Source organism: Pseudoalteromonas ulvae UL12 (assembly GCF_014925405.1).
Taxonomy (GTDB): domain Bacteria; phylum Pseudomonadota; class Gammaproteobacteria; order Enterobacterales; family Alteromonadaceae; genus Pseudoalteromonas; species Pseudoalteromonas ulvae.
In genome coordinates, this window is sequence record NZ_AQHJ01000033.1 from 78,107 (window position 1) to 102,593 (window position 24,487).

Consider the following 24,487-nt stretch of genomic DNA (forward strand, 5'->3'; position numbering starts at 1 on the left):
CCAAGAGCTGCAATAATTTAGATAAATTGTTGCAGCTCTTGCTGTGTTTCACTTGTTTTTTGCATCAATAATTGGTTATCCGCCACCGCCGCGGTTATTTGCTGATTAGCCTCTTGGCGCAGCGATACTATTTGCTCAACATATTGATGGGTTTGCTGTTGAGTTTGTTCGAGCAAATGAACCGCATCGACAATGTTTTGCAATTGCTGCTGGCTATTTTCAAATTCGGTAACCATCTCATCAAATACAGAAGAAGTATTCGCAATCGCTTGTTCTGCTCCGCTTGATTGTGCGATCAGCTTTTCTGATTCTTGGTTTGTCTCACCCACAAGGTGATTCATTTGATTGATGAATTCGCTAATTTGTCGTGTTGCGTCATTTACTTTTACAGATAATGTCCGTACTTCGTCAGCAACCACCGCAAATCCTCTACCCGCCTCTCCGGCACGAGCTGCTTCAATTGCTGCGTTTAATGCCAATAAATTGGTTTGGTCTGAAAACTCTTCAACCATTTTTAAAATACTGCGGATATTTTCAGAGTTTTGCTTCAGACCAGCAATTGTTTGTGAAAAGCTGTTTAATAATAAAGTGATTTGACCGACTTGACTGACAATACTTTGTAATGAATGTGCGGAGGCATGAATACGGGCTAAATTGGCTTTATTTGTGGTAAACACTTGGTCTGTATTGCCCGCAATTTGCTCAAGACTTTGTGTCACATCTGCTGAGGTTGCAAAAATCGCTTCGCTGACTTGAGTTTGTTGTTCACCAAGTTGTGCTGTAATGGCCATGGATTCATTGACACTTAAATTGCTTTGTGTCGCAGATTCAGCTGTTTTATAAGTGTTTTTTAAAATCCCAGATAAACGCGAGACAAAGGTATTATATTGTTCGCTCAGCTCTCTAAACTCATCAAACGTAAACTGAGGTAAGTGGCTGGCAAGATCAGCTTGCTGATTGTTGATATTTTGCAGGGCATCTCGCATTGCCTTGATGGGGCGCACAATTAAAAAACGTAAGTAAAAAAGAGTGAAAAAGAATACTCCGCCTACTAAAGCGCACAATAACCAAAACATCATCATAGGTTCATTTTGATGCGTTAAAACGTCATAGAGCCATGCAAGTGTAATCAACTGAAATAAATAGACAAAACTCAGGTTGCCAAAGATTTTTCGTGAGAGAGTGAAAAAAAAGGTTTGTTCTATCTTTTGATATAAATTCATAAATCCCGTTGCCATTTCATTACCTATTTAATTTAAAACAGTTCAATCTCGTCGTCTTGCTCATCAATAGACGATTGATGCAGGCTTAATGCTTCTTCAATGCCTTTCCCAGACATAATGGCTTGATGGATCACATGTTCAGATGCCATCGAGTAGCTGGCAAGAATATGTGAACGCAATTCTAGCCATTTATTATCATCGGCTAAGGTACCATTATCTTGAATTAATTTACCCAGTAAGTCTAAATTATCAATGACATGGTTCAGTTGTTGGGAAAGGCGATCATAAAACTGAAAGGCGATAATGCTTTGTGTTACGTGTGTGCTCATTATTTGATGCAGAGCGTCTATTTCTTCATCACTCGACAGATCTAAACGTTTAACGATGGCTTCTAATTGCGGGCATAAATCAACTAAGTTTTGGAAGCTTTGAGTCAATTGAGCAACATCTGTATCACTTTGCTGTAAGCTGAGTTTCATTTGTGCACGACAAAGTTGCAGGAGGCGTTGTGTTTCTAAACGAAAGCAAAAATCATCAGGCTCATTCATTTAAACTCCAATAAAATAACCCTCTATATTATGAGGTTTTTAAATACTGAGTTTAAGTATTAGCTATGCTTAGTATTATTCAAGTTTGGTGAGTTCAATAAATGATTTAGTTTTACAGGGAAAGTTACTGAATATCCCATCAATGCCTAATTGATGCATGCGTTTTATATCGTCATATTTATCAACCGTGTAAGCATATATCTCTAACCCCCGACTATGTGCATCAGCAACAAACTCCGCATTGACAAAGTCTTTATCGACGTGGACGCTGTATGCCTCTAAGTCACTTGCAAATTGGGCATAACCTAACGGAATTGAGCTAGTTAATGCGCCTAATTTTATCCACGGTAAGTACCGTTTCATTTCGAGTAGTTGATGGTGATTAAAAGAAGAAATTAACAAATTGTCTCGACTGACCAGATTGGATTCAACAGCCGTTAATAATTGTTTGGCCAATTTATTAAGATGAGAGGTGTGTTTCAGCTCTAAATTAAGCACCACTTGGTTTTGGGTGAATTGAATAAATTCATCTAAAGTTGAAACTTGTTGCCCTAAGCCTGCATCGAGACTTTTGATTGTTTTCAAAGAGGTGTCACATACCTTGCCAGTACCATTGGTGGTGCGGTCAAGCCATGCATCATGAATAATAACATAGTCATCGAGGCAGCTTTGCACGTCGACTTCAATGCCATAGACACCGATGTCTAATGCCCGGCGAAACGCACTCAGGGTATTTTCGGGGTGATTGCCACTCGCGCCACGATGGGCGAATACTTTCATCATTTTCTTTTTTTCCTTGAGACCGACCACGTTTCATAAAACGCCGCACTGATAACTAATAGACCGCCTACGACGGTTTGCCAGTTTGCTTGCTCATGTAAAATTAAAAAGGCGAGGACACTGCCATAGAGCGGTTGCAAGCATGAAATAAGTCCTGCGGTGGTGGCAGATAAGTTTTGCAAACTCGCTGCAAATAAAGAGTGCGGGGCAGCGGTAAAAACAATGCCCACAAGTAATAAAAGCAGCCAATCATATTGTGTGACATCACTTGGTGGCACTTCAACAAATAAGCAAAGCATTAAACAAGCCACCAACGTTTGGTAAAGCATAGTATGAGGGCCAGAATATTGAGAAAAATAGTTCTTATGTAAAATATTACGAGTCGCAAAAAAGAACGCGGAAATGACACCAAGCATAATGCCAAACGTAACATCATTGCCTAAATCTGCGCTGGGGATGAGTAAATAAATACCGAAAATAACCACCGCAGCGCTGACTAAATCACTTAGTCTAGGGGTTGTTTTATTCACCAACGGTTCTAAGAAAACAGTAATAACAGGGTAGCTAAAAAAAGCAATCACTCCTACGGTTACGCCGGCTAACTGCATCCCTCCAAAGTAAGTGATCCAATGCAGGCCAATGATAATGCCAAGCAAAATTGCGATGCCATAGTCTGACACTGAGTTAAGCCTGATCCTTTTTTTTGTGAGCCACATTAAAAGCATCAAACTCACGCTCGCTATAGCAGTGCGATAAACCGTGATATCAATTGCAGGCAAGTTAATTAATTTGGCGAATAGTGCAGTGCCACCAAATAAAAAAACGGCAATATGTAAAAAAAGTAAGCTTTGCTGTTGAGCTTGCATGTTAGCTATCTAATTGAAGTCGTTGATTTCATCTTATCATCTAGCTGGCTGAACCCAAGTTGTTTTATGACATTTGTCAGTGCAATGTGCTGACAGTTATGACTAACAAAAGCTTCTAATAGTGCTGATAATCACCTTACTTGAATAAGGAGAGTTAAGATGAATCAAATCGCGTGGGTGTGTTTGTTAATTGCAGGTCTATTTGAAATCGTTTGGGTTATCGCAATGAAGTACTCAGATGGATTTAGTAAGCTTGGGCCATCGGTTGCAACGTTTGTGGCAATGTGGTTGAGTTTTTCGTTTTTATCTTATGCGCTGAAAACTCTCCCGTTAGGAATGAGTTATGCAATTTGGGTCGGAGTCGGTGCGGTAGGGGTCGCTATAGTCAGTTTCACTTGGTTTAAAGAGGCGATGACACTTGGTCAGGTTATATGTATCGCCTTGATCGTTATAGGGATTGCTGGCTTAAAGCTAATGAGTAAAAGTTAATAACTGGTATGTGTGATGTCGTGGTATTTTTATACGAGGCAGAGATTTTTTTATTTCTCTGTAAAATAAGGATAAATAATTGACAATGAAAAACTTTAATCAAAGCTTGGCTGATGATGGCAACCCATACTGGTATTGGGGGTCACTGGTTTTTTCCTGTTTTTACTTTTTACCGCTGGTATTTAACTGGGCGCATTTTGATGCATTGGCTGTTGTGCTGACAGTCTTTATTTATGCCTTATTTTTAGGTTTGTATAGTTGGGGTGTGTACAGTAAAGGAAATAAGGCGTTTTTGCCGGTACTCGGTATAGTGTTGGTCTCGTTGTTTGGCTCAGTGGTTACTCCGGGGACGCAGTCATTCTTTGGATTTGCAGCCTATTTATGTGGGTTTAATTTCAGCAAGCAGCACGCTTGGCAAGGAATGATTGGCATTGCACTGAGTGTGTTTGCAGCTGCCAACTTATTTATTATACACGATAGCTCTTTTTTGCTTTCATCCTTCATTGTCAGTATTGGCTTATTCTTTTTTGGCATGACTGAGCGACAAAGTCGCATCCACAAATTAAAAGAAGCGCAGAGCGAGTCTCAAATTGAACAACTGGCCGCAATTGCAGAGCGAGAGCGCATTGCGCGTGATTTACATGATTTACTTGGCCATTCTTTATCTTCGATTGCGTTGAAAGCAGAGTTGGCTGGAAAATTTTGCCAAGCCAGCAAGCTCGATTTAGCGCAAGCTGAAATAAACGCGGTCGCAGAATTATCTCGTCAGGTATTAAGTGAAGTTAGGCAGGCGGTTTCTGGGCTCAAGCTCAAAGGCTTAAATGAAGAGATACACAAGTTGTGCCAGCAATTAGAGAGTAAAGGATTTGCCGTTGAATTGCGCCTCCAAGACGCTCTTTGCAATGCCAAATTAGAGTCGAGCCTGATTCTAATGTTAAGAGAAGCGGTGACAAACATTTTGCGTCATAGTCGTGGCAATAAAGTAACGATTACTGTTGAAACGGTTCATGATGAAGTGAAGGTCGCAATAACCGATAACGGTTTTGTTGAAGAATTGATCCCAGGCAACGGCTTAAAAGGAATAGAAGAGCGTTGTCAGCAGTTTTTGGGTCATGTGGAGATTGATACAACCAATGGCATGGCGTTAATGATTACCCTGAACCAAGGAGTATGCAGTGATTAAGGTGTTAGTCGTAGAAGATCAGGCGTTAGTACGAGGGGCAATTAGTGCATTACTTGGCCTTGATGAAGAAATAGAAGTGGTCGGTGAAGCTGAAAATGGTTTAGATGCATTAAGTAAAATAGAGTCCTTACGGCCAGATCTTGTTTTAACTGATATTGAAATGCCTCAATGCAGTGGGATTGAATTGGTTGAAAAACTAGCTCAAAGCCAGCCAAATTTACATACCATGATAATGACTACCTTCGCGCGAGCAGGGTATATACGTCGCGCTTTGAGTGCGGGTGTAAAAGGTTTTGTGCTCAAAGAAGCGCCGAGTGAGTACTTAATCGATGCAATAAAAAAAGTCATGAAAGGACAAAAGGTTATCGATCCTGAGTTAGCAATCAATGCACTAGATGATCGTGATCCTCTGACCGAAAAAGAGCGCAAGGCATTAAAGTTAGCTGCTGATGGGTTCAAAACAGCTGAAATTGCTGCACAATTGTACTTATCAGAAGGTACTGTTCGCAATTATTTATCAGATGCTATTGCAAAACTTAATGCAACTAATCGTGTTGATGCCGCGCGTATAGCAAGGCAAAAAGGGTGGCTTTAAGCGCAATTAAAAAAATAGAAATAAACGGAAGAAAAACTTTTATCGAATGAGTGGGCAGTAAATAAATTAAGATAAAACAGAAGGAGGTAAAGAAGTAACTAAAATTTAGAAAGAAAGTGGTGGAGCTAAGCAGGATCGAACTGCTGACCTCCTGCGTGCAAGGCAGGCGCTCTCCCAGCTGAGCTATAGCCCCACATTTCCTTCTTTCGAGCATCGCTCGAAATCGGGGTGAATAATAATGACGTTTATAAAAGCCGTCAAGCCGTTTTTAAAGCAAATAGATAAAAAATATAAAAATAAAGTGCGATTGTTGGTTTTGTGCACAAAAATTTGCAGATAACAGCGCAAAACAAGCTATGGCTAATAACATGTGGTAGGATTTTGCCACATTGAAAGGCATCCACATCTCAAGAGGGTTTGATTATCAAGTATTTCATTATTTTTCTCAGTGTTTTGTTAACAGCCTGCGTTAGTAAAGTAGAGCCTGAACCCTTTATTATTAAGAATCAGAAGTTTGCATCTGCAACGGGTGACGAGGGTGATAAGCTTTTCTCGTTTTTGGTGTCGATTAAACCGACCTCCAGCGAGTTTATTAAATTTGATAAAGACATGACGCGCAGCCAGTACAAAAAGATGATGAGTCGTGATGTATTCGACGATTCACCAGAATTAAAAATGCAACTTGAAGATGAGGCGGTCTTACTGCTTGAAAAAGAATTGAAGGTGCAGAAATACTGCCAAGCACAACACACTATCGAAGAAGTGCTATGGCGAGAATACAGTGTTCGCTTAAGCGGTCGCTGTGTAAAGTAAAACAATCAATATGCAACCCATCGATCTTGAGCTGTTTTTTGAACAGCAACAATTTAACTGTGAAAAAATAGCCCACCCACCGTTAGCTGATTGCAAACAAGCTGATGCGCTAGAATTAAATCGCCCTGGTGCACGATTAAAAAACTTATTTTTGCGTGATAACTATGGCCGTGAACATTTTTTACTCATCACACGGCCAGACAAACAGGTCGATTTGAAAAAGTTATCAAATCAAATTGGCAAAGCGCGGCTGGGTTTTGCCTCTGCTGAGCGTTTGTGGTGTCACTTAGGGGTTAAACCTGGGTGTGTGTCAATGTTGGCGGTATTGAATAACTCAAGCAATTCAGTAGCCGTATTACTTGATACAGATATTTGGCAAAACAATCACTTATTTCAGTGCCATCCATTTGTAAATGATCGAACTTGGATTGTCACTAAATTGCAACTAGAGCAAATTTTTACGCATTCGGGTCACGAGGTGGCTGTAATCTCTGTGCCTGAGCGCGCACTGTAAATCAAACTCCCCCCGATTAAACAGACCAATACGATCGCGAGTAAAAAATAGAGCGCCCCCCAATGCTGATAAATTAATCCTGGAAAGTAAGAACCAAGCGCTCCTCCGCAATAATAAAACGAAACATAGACGCCATTGGTGACACTTGGAGTGGCCGGACTTATTTTATTAATTAATGGTGCCGCAGTGGAGTGAATAATAAACATGGCACTACAAAAGAAAGTAAACGCAACCATAAAGCTAATCAAATCAGCGGGGATCATTAGTAAAATTGAACAGCTGTAAAAGATAAACACATAGGTTAAAAGCTTAAAAGTATTCACGCTGGTTTTCACTAACCAAGGGCTTAATAATGACGCTAAGGCCCCTAATAGATAACCGATATAAACAAAGCCAATTTGTTGAGTGCTTTGAATATCAAACTTATCACGCAGTATAAATGGCAAATAATTCAAAATAGCCGCAAAGCAAAAAAACATACAAAAAACCGCGCCGTATGTTTTTAGCATTGTTGGGTTTTGAATGTCTTTGAGGTGCGAGAAGACTGAACTGGTTGCGCTGATTGCAAGTTGTTTTTTGATGCGAATCAATCCAGCAAGTACGAATAATGTAACAGCAATGACAAGATAAAAATCTTGCCAAGTAAAAAACTCAGCGAAGCTGGCGGAAATGACCCGACCAAAAAAACCGCCTGCAATGGTGCTGGCAATATATATCCCCATTTTCTTTTGTAACTCGAGCCCCTGATAACGACAAGCGATGTAAGTTGTCATGGATGTCAGTGCCGCAGGCAGTAATAGACCTTGGCAGATACGAATAATAAAGAAGTGATTAAACTCAGTGATAAAAGGAACAAGCAAGCAAGTTAAGGCGAGCCCTATCATGCTTAACTTAAGTATCTTTAATGGATTTTCTTTGGCAAGCACAAAGCCATAAATTAAAGGCGCAATCGCGAGTGGTATCATAGTGGCAGTCATTAAGCTGCCAGCAGATGCCGCTGACACATTAAATTCCAGACTTAATAACGGCATAAGAGGTTGGGGTGCATATAAAACAAAAAAGATAACCACAGAGCTAATTAATAACTGATAAAAACGCATGGCGGCTCATTTAAAACATAAGAAGATGAAAGCTCTCGGCATTATGCCTTGAGATTGACTCTTTAGGTTGGATTTAGATCATTATTTTATGAAAAATCGCCGATATAAAGCTGTTCATTCGCATAGAGCATTATTAAAATAAACTTCATTAAGATGTTGATGAGAGACGGATATGGGTTCATTACAAGATCAGCTACTAAAATCAGGCCTAACGACTGAACATAAAATGAAAGTAGCAAAAACCGAAAAACGTAAACAGCAAAAAAAGAAAAAGAAAGGTGCAACCAGCAACCCTTCAGAATTAGAAAAGCACATTCAAAAAACACGTCAAGAACAGCAACAAAAGGCCGAAGAGCTCAATAAAGCAAAATTAGCTGAGCAACAGAATAAAGAGCAAGTTGCACGAGTTAAGCAGATTTTACAGCATAACAATCAAGACACTATTCGCGGTGAAGTGACCTTTAATTTTACCTATTTAAATAAAATTAAAGAGCTTGATGTGAATGCCGCAACGCAAAAAGCATTGGCAGGTGGCCGTTTAGCAATTTGTGTTTTTGAAGATAAATTTTATGTCCTAGAAGATGAGCCAGCGCGTAAAATTGCTGAAGTTGACGAAAAATACATTGTGTTTCATGTCACCGATAAAGAAGAAAAAAATCAAGATGACCCTTATGCAGATTTTGAAGTGCCAGACGATCTTATTTGGTAATCATCCGTATTAAAAAGGTGAGTAAAACTTGGCTCCCTGTGCTTCGGTACTACTCATGATTGATGGACGTTTTTGATTGGTTTGATGAATCAATTGAGGCGTCTTCGCATGTTAAGTTGATATTTTTTGTATCGTTTTACTATCTATGCTTAACTGTGTTTTAAGTATTAGGCTACACTCTAATACATCTATTTCCGTCAAACAGAAGAGTAAAAAGCAATGAAAAAAATGACAAAGATCTTAGCAGGTTCAGCATTTGCATTAGCTGGCTTAGTGTCTCAATCAGCTATTGCAGCTGATGGTGCAGCGCTATATACATCTAAAGGTTGTATGGCTTGTCATGGTGCAGAAGGTAAAGCACCAATTATGCCTTTATATCCTAAACTAAATGGTCAAAACAAAGAGTATTTAGCAGCGCAAATGAAAGATATTAAATCCGGTGCCCGTGCTAATGGCATGTCTATGGCAATGAAAGCCATGGTTGCGAATGTCTCAGATGAAGAGATTGATGCAATTGCCGCATACTTATCGGCAGTCAAATAAGCGCTTTGAGCAAAAGCATGAATAAAGCCGCTATTGCGGCTTTTTTATTGTCGAAGATCATTGAATCCTCACATTTCTTACTTTAGACTTCTATACTTCTATTTAAGGTTTGGCATTCACGTTATAATCATGTCAAAAATAGCTGGCAGATTGAGAAAAGCTTATGTTTGAATTACCAGAATTTAGTTTAAAAAACAAAGTATCAGAACAAGAGTGGCAATTACGTGTTGATTTAGCCGCTTGTTATCGTCTGGTTGAGCATTTTGGCTGGGGTGATTTAATTTATACACATTTATCAGCTAGATTACCGGGTACAGACCATTATTTAGTGAATGCATTTGGCTTATCATTTGATGAAATTACGGCCTCAAATTTAGTTAAAGTGGATTTAGCTGGAAACGTAGTTGATGCGTCACCTTATACTATTAATCCTGCCGGTTTTACGATTCATAGCGCGATACATGAAGTGCGAGAAGATGCACATTGTGTCATTCATCTACATACAAAAGAGACCATTGCTGTTGCAACATTAAAAGATGGGTTGCAGCCTTATAGTCAGTACTCTATGTTTTCGCTTTCGTCACTTGCTTATCATGGTTATGAAGGACTTGCAGTGAATGACGATGAACGAAAACGGCTACAAGATGACTTAGCTGACAATAATCATATGTTGCTAGTGAATCATGGTGGTTTAACTGTTGGACCAACGATTGGTGATGCGTTTATGCGCTTTTATGATTTGCAAAAAGCCTGCGAAGTACAATTGTTACTGCAATCAACAGGTCAAGAAGCAACGCGTGTGCCTCAGCCAATCTTAGATAATATTTATAAACAAGCGAAAGTGGTCCATAGCGGAACAACCGGTGGCCAAAAAGCATGGCCGGCGATGCTCAGAAAGGCATACCGTTTAGATCCGAGCTTTACTGCTTAGTTGAATTATCCAAAGCCCTATTTTTTAAATATCACCAATTGGAGTTGATATGAAAGTTAATCGCGTCGAAGTGTTTGATATCCATTGTCCAGATCGCCCAGCATGGACTCCTGTATTTGTTCGAATTCATACCGATGAAGGGATATCGGGTGTGGGGGAAGCTGGTTTGGCCTATGACTTAGGTCATAGTGCAGCCGCAGCAATGATTAAAGAAATGGCAGATGCCTTTTTAATCGGGCATGACCCATTTCAAACTGAAAAATTGTGGTCGCGCATGTTGCGTGAAAGTTTTTGGGGTTTAGGCGGTGGGCCGGTGGTGTACGCTGCAATGAGTGCGATTGACACAGCCCTTTGGGATATTAAAGGTAAAGCATTGGGTTTACCTGTGTATCAGCTATTAGGCGGCAAGGTAAACGATAAGCTGCGTACATATGCCTCACAGCTCCAATTTGACTGGGATGATGAATTTAAAGCATTGGTTCAGCCGCAAGAATATGCTGAAGCTGCATTAAAAGCGATTGCTCAAGGTTACGATGCTGTTAAAGTCGATCCGATCCAATACGACAAGCATGGCAATACTTACTACGATCGTACGAATATTATTTCTCGTGCCGAAATGAAATTGTACCGAGCGCGTATGCAAGCTATCCGTGAAGCGGTGGGTGACGAAGTGGATATTATTTTCGAATGCCATAGCTTACCAGGTGCGACTTCTGCGATTCAAATTGGTGAAATAGCAAAAGAATTTGATTGTATGTATTACGAAGAGCCGGTTAATTATTTAAATCATTCATTGCATGCAAAAGTCGCCGATAAAGTTGCGGTTCCGATTGCGGGTGGCGAGCGTTTATATAATCGCTGGGGAGTTCGTCCATATTTAGAAGATCAGAGTATTGACGTTTTACAACCTGACATCGGTCTGTGTGGTGGCTTCACCGAAACGAAAAAGGTATGTGATTACGCTGATATTTTTGATGTGCGTATTCAGGCGCATGTTTGTGGTGGACCTGTTGCAACAGCGGCATCGCTGCATTTAGAAACGGCGATCCCGAACTTTTTGATTCATGAACATCATACATACGCGATTAAAAAGTGGAACAGAGAACTTTGCCTACAAGATCCGCAACCAAAAAATGGCTTCTTTGAAGTTTCAGAAGAGCCAGGGATTGGGATTGAACTGAACGACGAAGTGGTTATGCGCTCTCAACGAGTGGAAATTAAATAAAAGTCACAGACTTCTAATAAGCCAAACTTTCGTTTGGCTTTTTTATGCCAGTTGGTAAAGCCGCTGTGCATTATGATAACTCATCAAAGCCCATGCGTGATCAGGTAAGGTTAGTTCAGAATAAAGTTGCCAGAGCTGTTGGTAAGATTGACTCAATAAGCAAAGTGGGAAGTTACTGGCAAACATTAGATGTTCAGAGTTTATTGTTTGCAATAATGCATCTGTGACTGTTTGTACCCACTTTGCATTAAACTGTCTTTGCGCCATTTCAAAGCCACTTATTTTTACCCAGAGATTATCGAGCCCTTTTAGGATGTGAAGCGCCAATTGCCACGAGGCAAAAGTATCCGGAGTCACTAAACCACAGTGATTGATGACGCATTTCAGATTCGGGAGCGCAACACAATATGCTCGTAATGTTTGAGTGGTCGCTAACTGTGCGATTTCAAACTGTGCTTCAAAAATTAGTCCTTCATGAGCCAGAAACGCTAAGTTTTTGACTACATTAGAGTGGTGTAATCGTTGAGCATCTTCACCTTCGGTTATATCGCGGATCCCGACAAAATTACCATGAGTTTGGTATTGCCTGATTTTCTCGCTGAATAAAGTTGGCTCAAGAGTGATATCAAGATACGCGATGGCTTTATGAGAGACACGCTTAACGGTATCGTTTAAGTAAGCGAGTTCACGCTCTGGGTACTCATTATCAAACCCAGCTTCAATATGCACGACGCCATTTAGGCGTAATGCGGAGCATAAAGTGAGATCCGCATCAGAAACGTTTTTTTGAATGAGGTGTTTATCAGGCCAAAAAGGTGGCTGTGTGCTTTTTAGCCATTGATAATTACCTTTTTCAAGGGCAAAAAAATGCACATGGGGGTCGATTATATCTTGATAATCCATATCTGTAGGTCGCTTATTGTGCGGTATATCCACCATCAATCACCTGTAGACTGCCAGTGATAAAGCTGGCTTCATCAGAGGCCAAAAAGGCGACTAAGTTGGCCACTTCTTGTGGTTGACCTAAGCGACCTAATGGTTGTAATGCTGCTTCTTCTTGATGAACTTTGGCTTTATCAGCACCAGAACGAGCGCAATATTTATCAATGGCATTATGGTAAAGCGGAGTTTCTATCGTGCCTGGGCAGACTGCATTGGCGCGAATATTAAACGCTGCATAATCCAGTGCGGTGGTTTTTGCGATAGACGCTAATGCTGCTTTTGATAAGTTATAAGCAAAGGAGTTGTGTTTGGCAATAAGGGCTTGATCGGAAGAAATTAAAATGATGCTGCCTGAACTTTGCTGTTTCATGGTTGGTAAACTGGCTTTGATTGCAGCGTAAGCCCCTTTAACATTGAGGGCAAAGATACGATCAAACTCTTCTTCACTGGTACTTTCTATATTGGCACTGACATGAATGCCCGCATTGGACACAAGGCAGTCAATTCGACCTGTTTGGCTAACAATTTGTTTGATACAGCGCTCAACTTGTGAGACGTCGCTGACATCACATGGCATAAATTGGCCTGAATCACTCGCAGTGATATCGAGATTGAATACCTCAAAGTGTTTGGCGATTAAGGTTTCGACAATAGCAAGGCCAATTCCTTTAGAGCCACCTGTAACAACTGCGATTTTTTTCATTCTTACTCTCTACAATTTGGATTAAGCCAGCATAGTAAATACTGGCTCTGAGTGAATGAGGTCTAGTGACCACAACCACCTTTACCATGCACATGGCCATGGCTTAATTCTTCTTCAGTTGCTTCGCGAACAGAGGCGATTTCAACTGCAAAAGTCAGTGTTTTACCTGCAAAAGGATGGTTTAAATCACAATCAGCGTTAAAACGGCCGACTTTCACAATCGTGACCTGATGACGGCCTTGGTTTGATTCTACAATCGCAGTCATGCCTGGTTTCCATACTTTCGCGCCTTGAAGGTGCTTAAGAGGAATGCGTTGGATAGCATCGTCACGGCGTTCGCCATATGACTCTTCTGGGCTCAGCGTCACTTCAAACTTATCACCAACCGATTTACCTTCAATCGCGTTTTCAAGGCCCGGTAACATCGCGCCCTGGCCATGTAGGTAAGTTAAAGGTTCTGATTGTGTACTGGTTTCTATTTCTTGGCCGGCTTCACTTAAAGTGTAATGGAATTCGACTACTGAATTTTTGCTGATAGACATGTTCATTCTCTTCGTTGGACAGATGTGTAGTGTACAAGAAAGCCCTAAAATAACGAAGTCTCTAAATCGGATTTATACTCGTTACCTTTTGCAGTAATAACGTTGGGTTGGTGAGCAGGCTGTTTTGTGATGGTGAGTCTTCGATGGGGACTGATGGTGTTTGCTCTAGCCAAATAGTGAGTTTTTTACCTAGTTTTAACGCAGCTTGGCTATTTAACTGATTCCACTCTGCGAGCTCTCGATGGCTGACATGATATAAGCGGCTTATTTTCCATAAAGTATCGCCCGGTTTAACAATGTAATTGACACTGACTTTGATTTTTTCTGGCGGGGCACTTCTCATTATAAATGGGCTGATTTGATAGTTGATAGTCAAGGGAATTGGCTCCAAAGCTGGAAGCTTTAAAGTTTGGCCGATTTTGATGACGTCAGAGTTGAGTTGGTTTAGGTCTTTGAGTTGATTGACTGTGGTCTTAAATCGTTTCGCTAGTTGATACAACGAGTCTTTTTTTTGCACTTGATAATGGTCAAGTCCCAATATTTCTGAATGGTGTACGTAGCGCTGGTCAAAGTAGCGCGCTTTCTCGATAGGGATTTGTAAGGTAAAGGGGCCATGCTTTGCGCTTTTTTCACCTAAAATAGCTGGGTTAAGTTGATAAAGGGTTTTCATGTCTGTTTTAGTTAGTTTTGCGGCGATGAGCATATCAAACTGCTGGCCAATATCGACCGTTACTGTATTGGCTTTATTTGCGATTACGGGCCACTTTTTAGTGCCTTCTTTTTTCGCTATTTCAACAAGAGCGAATAACCTAGGTACGTAATTAGTGGTTTCTTTTGGTAATTTGAGTGACCAAAAGTCAGTGCTCTTCTTTGCTTTACGATTCTTTTTAATTGCTGCTAATACTCTGCTTTCACCACTATTATAAGCTGCAATGGCCAATAACCAGTCCTGATTGAATCTTTCGTATAGGTATTCGAGATAATCAAGCGCGGCGTGAGTTGATAATTGAGTATCTAAGCGTCCATCATACCAAGCCTCACGGTTTAGCTTAAAGTGCTTGGCGGTTTCTGGCATCAATTGCCAAATCCCTGCGGCTCCCTCACTTGAGTATGCTTTGGTATTAAAATCACTTTCAACAATAGGCAACAAGGCTAGCTCTAGCGGGAGTTTACGCCGTTCGATCTCTTTTACAATATGATAAAAAAACGGTTGCGCCCGAGCCGAAATGGTATCCATATAATTAGGATGCTGACGATACCAGTTGATCCGTTTTTTTATGATGCTGTTATTTGGTACGGGCAAGGTAAATTGCATGGTAATGCGCTGCCATAAATTGGTGACTTCGTAGGGTTGCAGAGTTTTTATTTTGGGTGCTACAGCTTTTATCGGTTTAGGAGCGCTTGCGGGAAGAGAAGCTTGAGGTGCTGATGTCATTGGTTGTTCAAGCACGATGGCTTTTTTGGGTACTAATATTGGCTCGGCCGCGACAAAGGCAGCATCATGTGAGGATTCTGTACTTTGGCATGCAACAAGTGAGATGAAGCAGAGTGTTAAAGTTAAGGTGTTTCGCATATATAGCAATTGAGTCATAGGAAAGTACTTCTTTTGGACATTGCTAGCTTAAGGTTAGCTTAAAATAAGGCAATTTTCCTTTTTGCAGTGATTTAAGGAATGCTTGAATCATTAAGCTTTTGCATTTCTTGGTTTTTATGTTGTGAATAAGCCTGCTTTAAACCCGCTGCTACAAAAATTTTATAGGCTTTTTCATCCAAAGGCGTACGCACGATCTCTTTAAGCGGTGAAAATTTGAAACTCTCTAACATTGTTTGCTCGTCGAGATCATTTTTGACTGCGGCTGATGCATGGTTATCAATAGCCAATATAAATGATTGGGTTATTTTTAGCTGCTCTTTAGTGACTTGGCTACCATGGCCGGGGATTAGTGTTTTGATCTCTAAATCAAGCAGAGTGTTGAGAGTGTGAATAGTTTGCTGAATATTGGCATCTCCGAGGTAAGGCAGAGGATCGCCGATATCTGATGCGAGTAATGTTTGAGAATGAGGTAGATACACCATTAGATCGCCCAAAGTGTGTGAACTTCGCGGCATGATTTGTATGCGTAAATTACCTAAATCAAGTTCGGTGTCGGTGTCGACAGCGATATCAGGAAGGTTTAACGACAATGTTTGCCAACGTTTTAAGCGTCGTTTTGCTTGGAGTAGCTTTTCTGTCCATTCATGCTGTTGTTCTGGTTTAAGTTCAAGGGTGCTTAAGCGCTGCTCATTAAGAGTAATTGATTGTTGGTAAGTGGCCAATTGCTTTTCAAACGCTTGTTGGTACACAGTAAATGAAGCATAGAGTGCTTGGTGGGTGATTAGTTTCGCGCTTGGAAATAATTTTTGTAAGACTGCCATGCCTAGTAAATGGTCATCGTGATGATGGCTGGCAATTAAATAACATACGGGTTGTTTGAAATGTAGTTTAATTTTCTTGGCCATATTTTCGACCTGTGAAAAGTCGCCGCTGGCATCAAAAATCGCAAGGCATTGTGTGCCGGTTATGATGATTTGATTCGAGTCATAGTATTTTAGTTTTTCTGCTTGTTGTACTAAAACTGTGTGATTGTCTAGGGTATGCCACTGCACATCGGCTTCGCTAAAGAAGGGTATGCAGAGCAGAATCACCGCGGTGAATCTTAAAAGTAAATCAGTCATTGCTTTACTCAAAAAAATGCAAGATGGCAAAGGGAGAGCTGGCCATCGCAAAAGGTAATACAATAAACAGTGCCGCCATAAAACAATAGAGAGTGAAGCGTTGTGTATCTTGATGTTTTAAGCTTAAAAGGGAATAGCCAAGGAAAATACAACCAATAATAAGTACAGCGCCAAATAATTGTAACTTGCGCAGGTTGGCGGCTTCTTTGAAATTAAGTAAGTGCGCAAAGAAAGTAGCGTCTTTGAGAAGAATGGTCAGTAAAATGATGCTGACCATGATGAACTTTATACCTAAAATGCGTTTTGAAGAGACCATTTATTGCAAAAGTGGAATAATAAGTGACTCTTTTTTAAACTAATTACGCAATAATTGCCAGTAAAAAGTCTTATAACATGCTTATTTAAGGTTATCGCTCAGTTTATTAACGAGGTTGGCCATATCATGTTGCTGTTGTGATAATGCGCAATTGGCGACCATCAATTCATGGCTAAGATTGAGCGCAACCATTAGTAAGGCGCGCTCATTATTGCGGATACCACTGCGCTGCTTTATTTCCTCAACTTTGTCGTTAAGTAAATTGGCTGCTTGTAAAAGGGCATCTTCTTGGCCTTCTGGGCAAGCGAATTGATGCTGCTGACCCATTATTTCTACCACGATACCTTGCGGATCGGTGGGAGACATTAGTTAGCCTGTTGCGCGTTTTGTAGCTTAGTTAACAGATTTTCTAATGTGTGTGCCGCATGCTTTTGCTTTTCATCGTTTTCAATAGCTTCTAGCTGCATGGTTTCGTTCTCATCAACAAGTTGCGTATTTTGCTGCTTTAATTCTACAACTTGTTGCTTAAGGGTATTATTTTGCTCGATTAATTGGTTGATCAGTTGTTCGAGTTGGTGAAGAGTGTTGTCTGACATAATGCGCTCTTTAAACTGGTTATAATAAAAGTGCAATTTAATCTAAATAAGCATCGAATACTACAGCAATTGCCCTTAATCCATGGATTATTAGTCTTTTTTTTGTAACCAAACCTTAACTTGGCCTATTTAATCACAAAAGATCAACATCCCCTGATATCTGCGATTTTGCTGGGCTTTTTTATTGTCTGATTAACATCCAATATAATGCGTTTAATTTTGTTATAACCTTCGTTTCAGACATTTATTTGCTATTGTTTTGGCCATGTGTTTCACTGCGCAAAATTGGTTTTTAGAGGGGGTTTGATTGTGCTGAGTTATCGTCATTCTTTTCACGCAGGTAACCCTGCAGATGTCATTAAGCATTTGGTTTTACGCGAGGTGCTTGAGTACCTAACGCAAAAAGATAAGTCATTAGATTACATTGATACGCACTCTGGTGCTGGATTGTATGCATTGGCTTCTGAAGAGGCGCAAAAAACGCAAGAATTTGAGCAAGGTATTGCAAAGCTTTGGCATTATCAAGGTGCGAATAAAGCCATTGAAAAGTATGTGGAACTAATTAAAAATTTTAATTTAGGCAGCAATAATTTAACTTTCTATCCAGGCTCACCTGCAGTGGCCGATGCTGTATTAAGAGCGATAGATAAATCTTGGTTATTTGAACTTCACCCGCAAGACATTAAGCACCTTGATGAAAACCTCAATCGAAAACGTAATGTGAAGGTGAAATTTGAGGATGGCTTTAAAGGGCTAATTGGTTTAGTGCCGCCAGCTTCACGTCGAGCCTGTGTCCTCATGGATCCTCCTTATGAAATAAAGTCAGATTATGACAAAGTGGTCGATACCATTATTAAAGCGCACAAACGTTTTTCAAGTGGCACTTATATGATCTGGTACCCAGTGGTTCAGCGTGAGCGTATTGATCGTATGGAGCAGCGTCTAACTGATTCAGGGATCCGAAATATTAGTATATTTGAGTTAGCAACCAGTGCTGATAGTGATGAATTTGGTATGACAGCTTCAGGTATGATAGTGATCAATCCTCCATGGACACTTAAAAAGACTATGGGCGAAGTGTTGCCTGAGCTTGTTCAGCTTCTCAGTGATGATGATGGTTTTTATCGTAGCGAACAGCTGGTGGATGAATAACAAAGGAGCCTTGGGCTCCTTTGTTATTTAAATTGAGCGCTTGTACAGAGCTGCTTTAAAAATACATCGCTTGAAAAGTGGCGAGTACTGTTTGGTCTTTATCGAGTAATGTCAGATGTTCCCCTTTAATTGAATAGCTGGCTGTTTCGTTGAGAGAGTGAAACATTTTTTGCTCTTGCTCTGTCGAATCTGCACACATTTTCATCGTGCTGGCTATTTGCGTAAAGGTTAATGCAAAGTCATGTTGTTCAAATGAACCTTGAAAGTTGTTACAGCCCGCGAAACCTCGAATGTTATTTCCCTCTCTTAATTGTAAAAATAACTCTTTGATGTTTTCTTGGTTAATGACTGCCTGCTGACCAAGTGTCATTGCTTTCCAGTATGTGTTGGTCAGAGCGACATCGGGGGTACGGTTGTGAACACGCTCTACTTGAATACTATAAGGGCCACTTACTACTTGATTAAAAGGGTCGTAATGTTGCGTAGAGGTATATATTAGCTGCCCCTGATTACTGATTTGGGCGCGAACATTGTAGCGCATGTTACTTTTAATTTTATTTTTTTGATAAGGCAAAGAGACGATATAAGGTGGAGCGCTATCAATCGACATGACAGTGGTGCTGAGCACTTCTGCTGCGACATCCATCTTAGATACATCTTCCAGAGTGACACGAAGTTCAGAGCCTGGGCGCAGCATACTTCTATCGCGATAGAGCACACTAATAGTTAAAGCCTCATCAGTGGCTTGATGTGTGTCAGTGTTAGCATGAGAATGTGTGCAGCCAGCTAATAGCGCAGCAACAGAAAATAAGCCTGTAACCAAAATAATGGATCTAAAAAAAGAGTTGTTCATAGTGTCGCGTTCCTTGTGGTCTGATGAGCCCTAATTTATAGCAAGCAGCTTAATCTAAGCTTAATATGATTCATAAATGAGCGCGACTCATTTTTTAATGCAATTAAGTGTTTAAACCTAAAGGGATTAATTGTAGGAATTCATGGTTTTAGACGGTTAATGAATCGCGTCCAGGTTAACTGAGGTGGTAATGAACGCACACCAAGCATAATAAGCGGTAAGTCGGGTATAAACGGAGTGATATCGCCTTGGAATTCATTAAAGCCAAGCAAATAGTTAAAGAGATCTTTATTGCCAGCTTGAATCGCTGCAATACGCGTTTGTTGTTCAAAGTTGATTCTGAATGAACTGATAGCGACTTTTCGACCATCGTGATCTATGTTGGGGATCATGCATTTTTGCAAATAACCTTGTCGCTCACCTTCTCCAGAGAACCAAATTCGCGCTTTTTCACTATAACGACCATTTTTGGCTGGTAAATCATATAAAAGGCGTGAGTTTTCATCGGGTAGGGTGGCGATAAACTCGAATAATCCAGCGTGGCGCAGTGCTGGATGAATTGGAATGAGGCGAGGTTGCAATTTACTATTGGTGTGAAAATCAAAAAAACAGTGTTCACCCACTGTTTTTAGGTCATTTTTAGTTAAACATGCAATTTCATCACTAAATGCGCCTGTGTAGTAAGCGATTAACGGGAGCCAAAAATGCCAATGTTTTGGTTGCTCTTTTGCGACTTTATAATCAGAGTAAATATAGCCATTGAACAGAGCGTGTAGTTCCATGGCTGTAAATGGGCGTCGACCTAAATGAGTTTTCAAATTAAATGTCACAACATCAATTGATTACTTTGTTATTCTAAACAAAATTGGTGGAATACCCTACTAAAAATATTTATCTTTTATCCAGCCATATTGATAATACGCCGCTTGGCCAACCCGTCTAAAAGCCGCAAAGGGAAATGTCGGCAAAGGGGTTTGGTAAAGAGGCAAAGCTGGGACAGGCTGTTTGGCAATCATTTGAGCTAAACGAAAACCTGCTTGGGCACTAAATGCGACACCGGATCCGCAGTAACCTAAACTGTATCCTAATCCTTTATTTACAATTACATGAGGCATGTCATCTAAGGCTGCTGCAATCCATCCGCTCCAAAAATAATCAATGGTCACTCCGGATAATTGAGGGAAGCACGCCGTCAGAGCGGTCATTAAATTATGTTTGTAGCGTTGATTATCTTGATCGCGACCGCGTACCGCTCCTCGGCCACCAAATAAAATCCGGTTATCAGGGAGTAACCGATAATAATATTTTAATGTGCGAGTATCCATTGTCACTTGATGTGTCTTTAAGCCGGTCAGAGCGAGCTCTTCAGAGGTGAGTGGGCGAGTCACCATGATATTACTTAAGATAGGTAAGTACTTTTTCGCAATCGCTGGGTGAGTGTGTTTATTATTGTAGGCATTAGCCGCGCAAATCACTTGCTTAGCTTGCACTGAGCCTGAGGGGGTGTCGAGGTGATGATGGCTTTCATCTTGTCGCCAATTGACAACAGGTGTCTGCTCATAAATTTTCACCCCGGCTTGTTTGACCATATCGGCATAGCCGTGGACTAATTTTAATGGGTTGAGGCCAAACCCATCATCTAAGCGCAATGCACCATAAGCTTGATGGTTAATCATATACTGGTTTTTTAACGTATCAGGGGTGAGAAATTCAGCGTTGCCACCTAAATTTTCGCTGATAAATTGGCTTTGGTGTTGCAAAGAAGTCAGCGCTTTTTTGTTATGGGCGATTTTTAAATACCCATATTCTTGCTTGTCGCACTGAATCTGATGTTGTTCAATCAATGACTCAACTCGATTTACAGCTTGGCTAAACTCGTCGTAAATTCCTTGCGTGGTTGCAAGGCCCCACTTATCAGCCATTTGTCGATAACTTAAACGACCAGAGCCTTTAAGCACAAACCCTGCGTTGCGGCCACTGGCTCCAAACCCAACTTGATTGGCTTCTAGCACGCAGCAATCAATATTAAACATAGTTGATAAGTAATACGCGGCAGTTAAACCCGTAAAACCACCGCCAATTATGGCAACATCGACTTGTTGATGTTGTGCGAGTGGAGCCGTTGCTATCGGGTAAGGATGAGTGCTTGCCCAGTAACTTGGAGCAAGTGGAGCGTTATGGCACATGGCCGAAATCAGAGGATCATAATGCATAGTTTAAAACTCTAAAAACATTTCAACAGCGTCACAATGACACTCAGAGCCACATAATGTACACGAATATCCAAAATCGATACAATCTTTTAGCCAGCGATCAGGATGGATCTTAATGGTTTTTCCACCTGCTTTACTAAAATATTTAAATGCTGCGTTACCTGGGCTTTGCTGCCAAATATGGCAGACACCACCTTTCGCGCCTTGTTTTTTGAGTGCTGTAATTGATGCTTGGAGTAACTGCCCACCTAATCCATTACCACGAGCAGATTCAATTATGGTGCTTGATTTGAAGTAGCTGACATGTTGTTTTTCAGCAGGCCAAAGATGGGTACTGCACCATTCATCCATTGGCCATTGATCAGGGGCATAGGTAAGACGAAAGCCAATCACACGCTGGTTTTCAAGGGCGACAAAGCTTGCATTGATATCTTGTTTGATTGAGTAACGGTAAATTTTTTCGAGGGTGGCTAGGTCGAGGTAATTGTCACCATGGACTAAATTACCTATTTCAATAACTTGATCGAAATGGAATGGTGAGAGTTCTGCAATAGTGATATTCATGGTTACCTTAGCTGAGAGGGCTTGAACGGCTAACTAACAGCTAGGTAACTTAACGTGTTTATTCTTAGCTATCAAGCAAAGCTTTGGCCACATCGATGGCTGTAAGCTCTAAACACGCCTCTTCTTCAGACCATTGGATGCCCACAAATGTATTATCTTGGCTTAAATCTTCAACCCAATACTCTAAGTACTCTTCTTTGCTAATAGATACTGGGCTGTAATCGGCCCATTCGTCGCAGCAATGTTGTTTAGCTGTTTCTTTGTTGCTCCAAAGTAAAAGCACATCGACATCTTCGAATTGCTCTGAGTCACAGACAACATAACCGCCATCAGGGGCTGTTAATGCCCAAATGACTTCATTTTGGTTGACTTCTTGCGTAAAAATAGCGAGTTGTGAGGTTTGCTCTGTCATGGTTTGATGCTCAATATTTGGAATTTATATCTTTAGTTAATTTGGATGCCACCAGATGGCGCAGTCAATATTAACTATAGATGTGAATTATTGTCGTGGATCGTTAATTATCACGTGTGAGTGAGTTTGATAACACTGCCTGAATTTGCTGAGATGCTCAAATTGAGTCAAATCAAATAGTTTACGAAAGCAGATCCAGTCGAGCAGGCAATATAAACTGATTGCAGGATAATCAAAAGTGTTAAATTGATTATTTGCTACTTGCTCTTCTAAGACTAGGAGGGTTTCAATTGTCCGTTCGTGTTGCAGATTAAAAAATAAGACGTCGTCGTGAATATTTAACCCTGAACGTTGAGATAAGAGTAGCTCTACAAAGGAGTCATTACAGCTATTGATAATTGACAGTTGATTATGCTGTGTCCAAGTTAATATTGGTAAGTTGTACTTTACAGCCAAATAATGTTGGATGACGCCAGAGTCAAAAATAACATGCTGGTCATCTTCAAGCATCGGAATTTTACGCGTTGGGTTGAGCGAAATAAGAGTGTTGCGATCTTGTTGGTCAAAGATGTCTAAAAAGACACATTGCACGTCTATTTTGTTTTCAAGGCAATACACTTGAATGCGGCGTGCGTAGGGTGATGTGGTTGAACCGTATAGTTTCATAGCTAAAGGTATTTTTAGGTTAGCAGCCAGCCAATCAGCTGGCTGGCACAAAAGATGTGTTATTCGCTACGGCTAGTTACTTCTAGTAGGTGATAACCAAATTGAGTTTGAACTGGGCCCTGAATGGTATTAACCGGCGCTGAAAAAACAACAGTGTCAAACTCAGGTACCATCATACCAGGTCCAAATTCACCGAGCTGACCGCCATCTTGTCCTGAGGGACAGTTTGAGTATTCTTTAGCAACTTGCGCAAAGTCAGCTCCGGATTCGATTTGTTTTTTTAATTCGTTACACTGTTCTTCGCTGTCGACTAAGATGTGACGAGCACTCGCAAGAGTCATGATTTATTCCTTTTTATGAGAGGTAAATAGCAAGTTTAAATCATAATCTAAAAGATGCTAAATTATATTAACTTACCTTCTTCCATGTTCTATTGTGTTAGTTATTTGTCGTTAGGTGCTGCACAAACAATCTCGCTTGAGCAGAATTGCTGAAGTTTTTCTCCACATGACCCGATTGGTCTTCATAAATAACTTTGCATTTGTTAATTGAAACAAAGCTTATAGGATGATGTATCGCTGTATGTTGGTTTTGATCCATTTGCATCTTAATCTCCTCGATTTTCTTATAAAATAATGGCCTCTCTTTAAAGTTTTATGACAAACAAGATAAAAGTGACCATTAACTTATAGCTACTTTAGAGTGATTGTTCAATAACTTTAATGAACTCAGCATCATCTGGCGTAGTTTTACTATTGAATTTAGTGACTGTTTGTCTGTCTTTACTGACAATATATTTATAAAAATTCCATTTTGGTGAGCTGGTTTTATCGCCTAAATGCTTAAATAAAGAATGGGCATTTTTACCGCGCACAGAAATGGGAGAAAACATGTTGAATGTCACGCCATAGTTAATAAAGCAAACTTTAGCTGTGTCTTTTTCGTCATCCTCTTCTTGGAAAAAATCATCTGAAGGGAATCCCAGCACCACAAGCCCTTGATCTTTGTATTGCTGATGGATTTTTTCGAGTCCTTCAAACTGAGGCGTAAACCCGCAATTGCTTGCTGTATTTACAATTAACAGAGGTTTATCTTTAAACTGGCATAAATCTATGGTCTTGTCTGAACGAAGTTTGCGCATTTCAACATTGGTGAAATCATTGCATTGTTCAGCGAATGCAGTCCCAGAAAAAAGCATTAAAGGAATAAGTAATTTTTTTAACACGTCAAATCCTTACTGTTTAAGTTCTAGTAATTTACGAACTAAATGATGGTCTCGATCAATTTTATTTGA

31 protein-coding genes and 1 tRNA gene are annotated in these 24,487 nt (G+C 40.4%); 10 read left to right on the forward strand and 22 right to left on the reverse strand.

The features are described from left to right. Positions 1-17 precede the first annotated feature (17 nt). The 4 genes from PULV_RS15750 to PULV_RS15765 form a co-directional block, all read right to left on the reverse strand. Entirely contained in the window at positions 18-1,223 is a 1,206-nt protein-coding gene (locus tag PULV_RS15750) for a methyl-accepting chemotaxis protein (protein WP_086744484.1), read from the reverse strand. 32 nt (positions 1,224-1,255) lie between these two features. After that, entirely contained in the window at positions 1,256-1,771 is a 516-nt protein-coding gene (locus tag PULV_RS15755) for a hypothetical protein (RefSeq protein ID WP_086744086.1), read from the reverse strand. Between the two features lie 75 nt (positions 1,772-1,846). Continuing rightward, the gene (locus PULV_RS15760; RefSeq protein WP_086744485.1) at positions 1,847-2,551 is read right to left on the reverse strand and encodes a glycerophosphodiester phosphodiesterase; all 705 of its coding nucleotides are present in this window, start codon (positions 2,549-2,551) and stop codon (positions 1,847-1,849) included. Beyond that, positions 2,551-3,417, reverse strand: a complete 867-nt coding sequence (locus tag PULV_RS15765; RefSeq protein ID WP_193332216.1) for a DMT family transporter — start codon at positions 3,415-3,417, stop codon at positions 2,551-2,553. Before PULV_RS15765 ends, PULV_RS15760 begins: the two co-directional genes overlap by 1 nt. A gap of 159 nt (positions 3,418-3,576) precedes the next feature. Between PULV_RS15765 and PULV_RS15770 the strand changes: the two genes are divergently transcribed. The 3 genes from PULV_RS15770 to PULV_RS15780 all read left to right on the forward strand — a co-directional run bounded on the left by PULV_RS15770 (position 3,577) and on the right by PULV_RS15780 (position 5,684). Beyond that, positions 3,577-3,906, forward strand: a complete 330-nt coding sequence (locus PULV_RS15770) for a DMT family transporter (RefSeq protein ID WP_319609003.1) — start codon at positions 3,577-3,579, stop codon at positions 3,904-3,906. 85 nt (positions 3,907-3,991) lie between these two features. Continuing rightward, positions 3,992-5,089 carry a sensor histidine kinase gene (locus tag PULV_RS15775; protein ID WP_086744088.1) on the forward strand — a complete coding sequence of 366 codons (1,098 nt, stop codon included), beginning with the start codon at positions 3,992-3,994 and terminating at the stop codon, positions 5,087-5,089. Beyond that, positions 5,082-5,684: a response regulator transcription factor gene (locus PULV_RS15780; RefSeq protein WP_086744089.1), complete on the forward strand. Its 603-nt coding sequence runs from the start codon at positions 5,082-5,084 to the stop codon at positions 5,682-5,684. The genes PULV_RS15775 and PULV_RS15780 overlap by 8 nt, the downstream gene beginning before the upstream one ends. 117 nt (positions 5,685-5,801) lie before the next feature. Here the strand turns inward: PULV_RS15780 and PULV_RS15785 are convergent. Continuing rightward, a tRNA-Ala gene (locus PULV_RS15785) sits at positions 5,802-5,877 on the reverse strand. Positions 5,878-6,101: 224 nt separating this feature from the next. Here PULV_RS15785 and PULV_RS15790 point away from each other — a divergent pair. Both PULV_RS15790 and PULV_RS15795 read left to right on the forward strand, forming a co-directional pair. Continuing rightward, entirely contained in the window at positions 6,102-6,497 is a 396-nt protein-coding gene (locus PULV_RS15790) for a hypothetical protein (protein ID WP_086744090.1), read from the forward strand. Positions 6,498-6,507: 10 nt separating this feature from the next. Continuing rightward, entirely contained in the window at positions 6,508-7,011 is a 504-nt protein-coding gene (locus PULV_RS15795; protein WP_193332217.1) for a prolyl-tRNA synthetase associated domain-containing protein, read from the forward strand. On the opposite strand, the gene PULV_RS15800 is transcribed toward PULV_RS15795, so the two are convergent. Further along, complete coding sequence (locus PULV_RS15800) at positions 6,969-8,111, reverse strand: MFS transporter (protein ID WP_193332218.1); 1,143 nt, start codon at positions 8,109-8,111, stop codon at positions 6,969-6,971. The two genes, PULV_RS15795 and PULV_RS15800, sit on opposite strands and share 43 nt — an antisense overlap. A 172-nt stretch (positions 8,112-8,283) precedes the next feature. Between PULV_RS15800 and PULV_RS15805 the strand changes: the two genes are divergently transcribed. The 4 genes from PULV_RS15805 to PULV_RS15820 all read left to right on the forward strand — a co-directional run bounded on the left by PULV_RS15805 (position 8,284) and on the right by PULV_RS15820 (position 11,519). After that, positions 8,284-8,820: a DUF2058 domain-containing protein gene (locus PULV_RS15805; protein ID WP_086744093.1), complete on the forward strand. Its 537-nt coding sequence runs from the start codon at positions 8,284-8,286 to the stop codon at positions 8,818-8,820. Between the two features lie 228 nt (positions 8,821-9,048). Continuing rightward, a complete protein-coding gene (locus PULV_RS15810) occupies positions 9,049-9,363 on the forward strand; it encodes a c-type cytochrome (protein WP_405127498.1) in 315 nt (104 codons plus the stop codon). Positions 9,364-9,526: 163 nt separating this feature from the next. Continuing rightward, complete coding sequence (locus tag PULV_RS15815) at positions 9,527-10,294, forward strand: class II aldolase/adducin family protein (RefSeq protein ID WP_193332219.1); 768 nt, start codon at positions 9,527-9,529, stop codon at positions 10,292-10,294. Positions 10,295-10,343: 49 nt separating this feature from the next. Further along, positions 10,344-11,519 carry a mandelate racemase/muconate lactonizing enzyme family protein gene (locus PULV_RS15820; RefSeq protein ID WP_193332220.1) on the forward strand — a complete coding sequence of 392 codons (1,176 nt, stop codon included), beginning with the start codon at positions 10,344-10,346 and terminating at the stop codon, positions 11,517-11,519. A 42-nt stretch (positions 11,520-11,561) separates the two neighbouring features. Here the strand turns inward: PULV_RS15820 and PULV_RS15825 are convergent, their stop codons facing one another. From PULV_RS15825 to PULV_RS15860, 8 genes are all read right to left on the reverse strand, one after another. Then, positions 11,562-12,458 carry an amidohydrolase family protein gene (locus tag PULV_RS15825; protein ID WP_086744097.1) on the reverse strand — a complete coding sequence of 299 codons (897 nt, stop codon included), beginning with the start codon at positions 12,456-12,458 and terminating at the stop codon, positions 11,562-11,564. Continuing rightward, positions 12,436-13,164 carry an SDR family NAD(P)-dependent oxidoreductase gene (locus PULV_RS15830; protein WP_193332221.1) on the reverse strand — a complete coding sequence of 243 codons (729 nt, stop codon included), beginning with the start codon at positions 13,162-13,164 and terminating at the stop codon, positions 12,436-12,438. Before PULV_RS15830 ends, PULV_RS15825 begins: the two co-directional genes overlap by 23 nt. Positions 13,165-13,226: 62 nt before the next feature. Continuing rightward, complete coding sequence (locus PULV_RS15835) at positions 13,227-13,706, reverse strand: FKBP-type peptidyl-prolyl cis-trans isomerase (protein WP_086744099.1); 480 nt, start codon at positions 13,704-13,706, stop codon at positions 13,227-13,229. A gap of 61 nt (positions 13,707-13,767) precedes the next feature. After that, positions 13,768-15,297 (reverse strand): LysM peptidoglycan-binding domain-containing protein, encoded by a 1,530-nt coding sequence (locus PULV_RS15840; protein ID WP_193332222.1) that lies wholly within the window; start codon positions 15,295-15,297, stop codon positions 13,768-13,770. 74 nt (positions 15,298-15,371) lie between these two features. Then, positions 15,372-16,421 (reverse strand): MBL fold metallo-hydrolase, encoded by a 1,050-nt coding sequence (locus tag PULV_RS15845; RefSeq protein ID WP_193332223.1) that lies wholly within the window; start codon positions 16,419-16,421, stop codon positions 15,372-15,374. A gap of 4 nt (positions 16,422-16,425) precedes the next feature. Next, positions 16,426-16,698, reverse strand: a complete 273-nt coding sequence (locus PULV_RS15850) for a hypothetical protein (protein WP_086744102.1) — start codon at positions 16,696-16,698, stop codon at positions 16,426-16,428. A gap of 120 nt (positions 16,699-16,818) precedes the next feature. After that, a complete protein-coding gene (locus tag PULV_RS15855; RefSeq protein ID WP_086744103.1) occupies positions 16,819-17,103 on the reverse strand; it encodes a cell division protein ZapA in 285 nt (94 codons plus the stop codon). After that, positions 17,103-17,333 carry a cell division protein ZapB gene (locus tag PULV_RS15860; protein ID WP_193332224.1) on the reverse strand — a complete coding sequence of 77 codons (231 nt, stop codon included), beginning with the start codon at positions 17,331-17,333 and terminating at the stop codon, positions 17,103-17,105. The genes PULV_RS15855 and PULV_RS15860 overlap by 1 nt, the downstream gene beginning before the upstream one ends. Positions 17,334-17,642: 309 nt before the next feature. On the opposite strand from PULV_RS15860, the gene PULV_RS15865 reads away from it, so the two are divergent. Continuing rightward, complete coding sequence (locus PULV_RS15865) at positions 17,643-18,485, forward strand: 23S rRNA (adenine(2030)-N(6))-methyltransferase RlmJ (RefSeq protein WP_193332225.1); 843 nt, start codon at positions 17,643-17,645, stop codon at positions 18,483-18,485. A gap of 55 nt (positions 18,486-18,540) precedes the next feature. On the opposite strand, the gene PULV_RS15870 is transcribed toward PULV_RS15865, so the two are convergent. From PULV_RS15870 to PULV_RS15905, 8 genes are all read right to left on the reverse strand, one after another. Then, complete coding sequence (locus PULV_RS15870; protein ID WP_193332226.1) at positions 18,541-19,338, reverse strand: META domain-containing protein; 798 nt, start codon at positions 19,336-19,338, stop codon at positions 18,541-18,543. Between the two features lie 140 nt (positions 19,339-19,478). Next, complete coding sequence (locus PULV_RS15875) at positions 19,479-20,156, reverse strand: site-specific integrase (protein WP_086744487.1); 678 nt, start codon at positions 20,154-20,156, stop codon at positions 19,479-19,481. 63 nt (positions 20,157-20,219) lie between these two features. Next, positions 20,220-21,551 carry an NAD(P)/FAD-dependent oxidoreductase gene (locus tag PULV_RS15880; protein WP_193332227.1) on the reverse strand — a complete coding sequence of 444 codons (1,332 nt, stop codon included), beginning with the start codon at positions 21,549-21,551 and terminating at the stop codon, positions 20,220-20,222. 3 nt (positions 21,552-21,554) lie between these two features. Beyond that, complete coding sequence (locus tag PULV_RS15885; RefSeq protein WP_176365182.1) at positions 21,555-22,115, reverse strand: GNAT family N-acetyltransferase; 561 nt, start codon at positions 22,113-22,115, stop codon at positions 21,555-21,557. 64 nt (positions 22,116-22,179) lie between these two features. Beyond that, on the reverse strand, positions 22,180-22,527 hold the full coding sequence (locus tag PULV_RS15890; protein WP_086744108.1) for a DUF2750 domain-containing protein: 348 nt from the start codon (positions 22,525-22,527) through the stop codon (positions 22,180-22,182). An 87-nt stretch (positions 22,528-22,614) separates the two neighbouring features. Further along, positions 22,615-23,193 carry a glutathione S-transferase family protein gene (locus PULV_RS15895; protein WP_193332228.1) on the reverse strand — a complete coding sequence of 193 codons (579 nt, stop codon included), beginning with the start codon at positions 23,191-23,193 and terminating at the stop codon, positions 22,615-22,617. 59 nt (positions 23,194-23,252) lie between these two features. Then, the gene (locus tag PULV_RS15900) at positions 23,253-23,534 is read right to left on the reverse strand and encodes a peptidylprolyl isomerase (RefSeq protein WP_086744110.1); all 282 of its coding nucleotides are present in this window, start codon (positions 23,532-23,534) and stop codon (positions 23,253-23,255) included. A 356-nt stretch (positions 23,535-23,890) separates the two neighbouring features. Then, complete coding sequence (locus tag PULV_RS15905) at positions 23,891-24,418, reverse strand: glutathione peroxidase (protein WP_405127499.1); 528 nt, start codon at positions 24,416-24,418, stop codon at positions 23,891-23,893. Between the last annotated feature and the right edge of the window lie 69 nt (positions 24,419-24,487).

Coding starts and splice junctions, on each gene's coding strand:
- PULV_RS15750 (WP_086744484.1), bottom strand. CDS start 1,223: ATGAATTTATATCAAAAGATAGAACAAACCTTTTTTTTCACTCTCTCA.
- PULV_RS15755 (WP_086744086.1), bottom strand. CDS start 1,771: ATGAATGAGCCTGATGATTTTTGCTTTCGTTTAGAAACACAACGCCTC.
- PULV_RS15760 (WP_086744485.1), bottom strand. CDS start 2,551: ATGAAAGTATTCGCCCATCGTGGCGCGAGTGGCAATCACCCCGAAAAT.
- PULV_RS15765 (WP_193332216.1), bottom strand. CDS start 3,417: ATGCAAGCTCAACAGCAAAGCTTACTTTTTTTACATATTGCCGTTTTT.
- PULV_RS15770 (WP_319609003.1), top strand. CDS start 3,577: ATGAATCAAATCGCGTGGGTGTGTTTGTTAATTGCAGGTCTATTTGAA.
- PULV_RS15775 (WP_086744088.1), top strand. CDS start 3,992: ATGAAAAACTTTAATCAAAGCTTGGCTGATGATGGCAACCCATACTGG.
- PULV_RS15795 (WP_193332217.1), top strand. CDS start 6,508: ATGCAACCCATCGATCTTGAGCTGTTTTTTGAACAGCAACAATTTAAC.
- PULV_RS15800 (WP_193332218.1), bottom strand. CDS start 8,111: ATGCGTTTTTATCAGTTATTAATTAGCTCTGTGGTTATCTTTTTTGTT.
- PULV_RS15805 (WP_086744093.1), top strand. CDS start 8,284: ATGGGTTCATTACAAGATCAGCTACTAAAATCAGGCCTAACGACTGAA.
- PULV_RS15810 (WP_405127498.1), top strand. CDS start 9,049: ATGACAAAGATCTTAGCAGGTTCAGCATTTGCATTAGCTGGCTTAGTG.
- PULV_RS15815 (WP_193332219.1), top strand. CDS start 9,527: ATGTTTGAATTACCAGAATTTAGTTTAAAAAACAAAGTATCAGAACAA.
- PULV_RS15820 (WP_193332220.1), top strand. CDS start 10,344: ATGAAAGTTAATCGCGTCGAAGTGTTTGATATCCATTGTCCAGATCGC.
- PULV_RS15825 (WP_086744097.1), bottom strand. CDS start 12,458: ATGGTGGATATACCGCACAATAAGCGACCTACAGATATGGATTATCAA.
- PULV_RS15830 (WP_193332221.1), bottom strand. CDS start 13,164: ATGAAAAAAATCGCAGTTGTTACAGGTGGCTCTAAAGGAATTGGCCTT.
- PULV_RS15835 (WP_086744099.1), bottom strand. CDS start 13,706: ATGTCTATCAGCAAAAATTCAGTAGTCGAATTCCATTACACTTTAAGT.
- PULV_RS15840 (WP_193332222.1), bottom strand. CDS start 15,297: ATGACTCAATTGCTATATATGCGAAACACCTTAACTTTAACACTCTGC.
- PULV_RS15845 (WP_193332223.1), bottom strand. CDS start 16,421: ATGACTGATTTACTTTTAAGATTCACCGCGGTGATTCTGCTCTGCATA.
- PULV_RS15850 (WP_086744102.1), bottom strand. CDS start 16,698: ATGGTCAGCATCATTTTACTGACCATTCTTCTCAAAGACGCTACTTTC.
- PULV_RS15855 (WP_086744103.1), bottom strand. CDS start 17,103: ATGTCTCCCACCGATCCGCAAGGTATCGTGGTAGAAATAATGGGTCAG.
- PULV_RS15860 (WP_193332224.1), bottom strand. CDS start 17,333: ATGTCAGACAACACTCTTCACCAACTCGAACAACTGATCAACCAATTA.
- PULV_RS15870 (WP_193332226.1), bottom strand. CDS start 19,338: ATGAACAACTCTTTTTTTAGATCCATTATTTTGGTTACAGGCTTATTT.
- PULV_RS15880 (WP_193332227.1), bottom strand. CDS start 21,551: ATGCATTATGATCCTCTGATTTCGGCCATGTGCCATAACGCTCCACTT.
- PULV_RS15885 (WP_176365182.1), bottom strand. CDS start 22,115: ATGAATATCACTATTGCAGAACTCTCACCATTCCATTTCGATCAAGTT.
- PULV_RS15890 (WP_086744108.1), bottom strand. CDS start 22,527: ATGACAGAGCAAACCTCACAACTCGCTATTTTTACGCAAGAAGTCAAC.
- PULV_RS15895 (WP_193332228.1), bottom strand. CDS start 23,193: ATGAAACTATACGGTTCAACCACATCACCCTACGCACGCCGCATTCAA.
- PULV_RS15900 (WP_086744110.1), bottom strand. CDS start 23,534: ATGACTCTTGCGAGTGCTCGTCACATCTTAGTCGACAGCGAAGAACAG.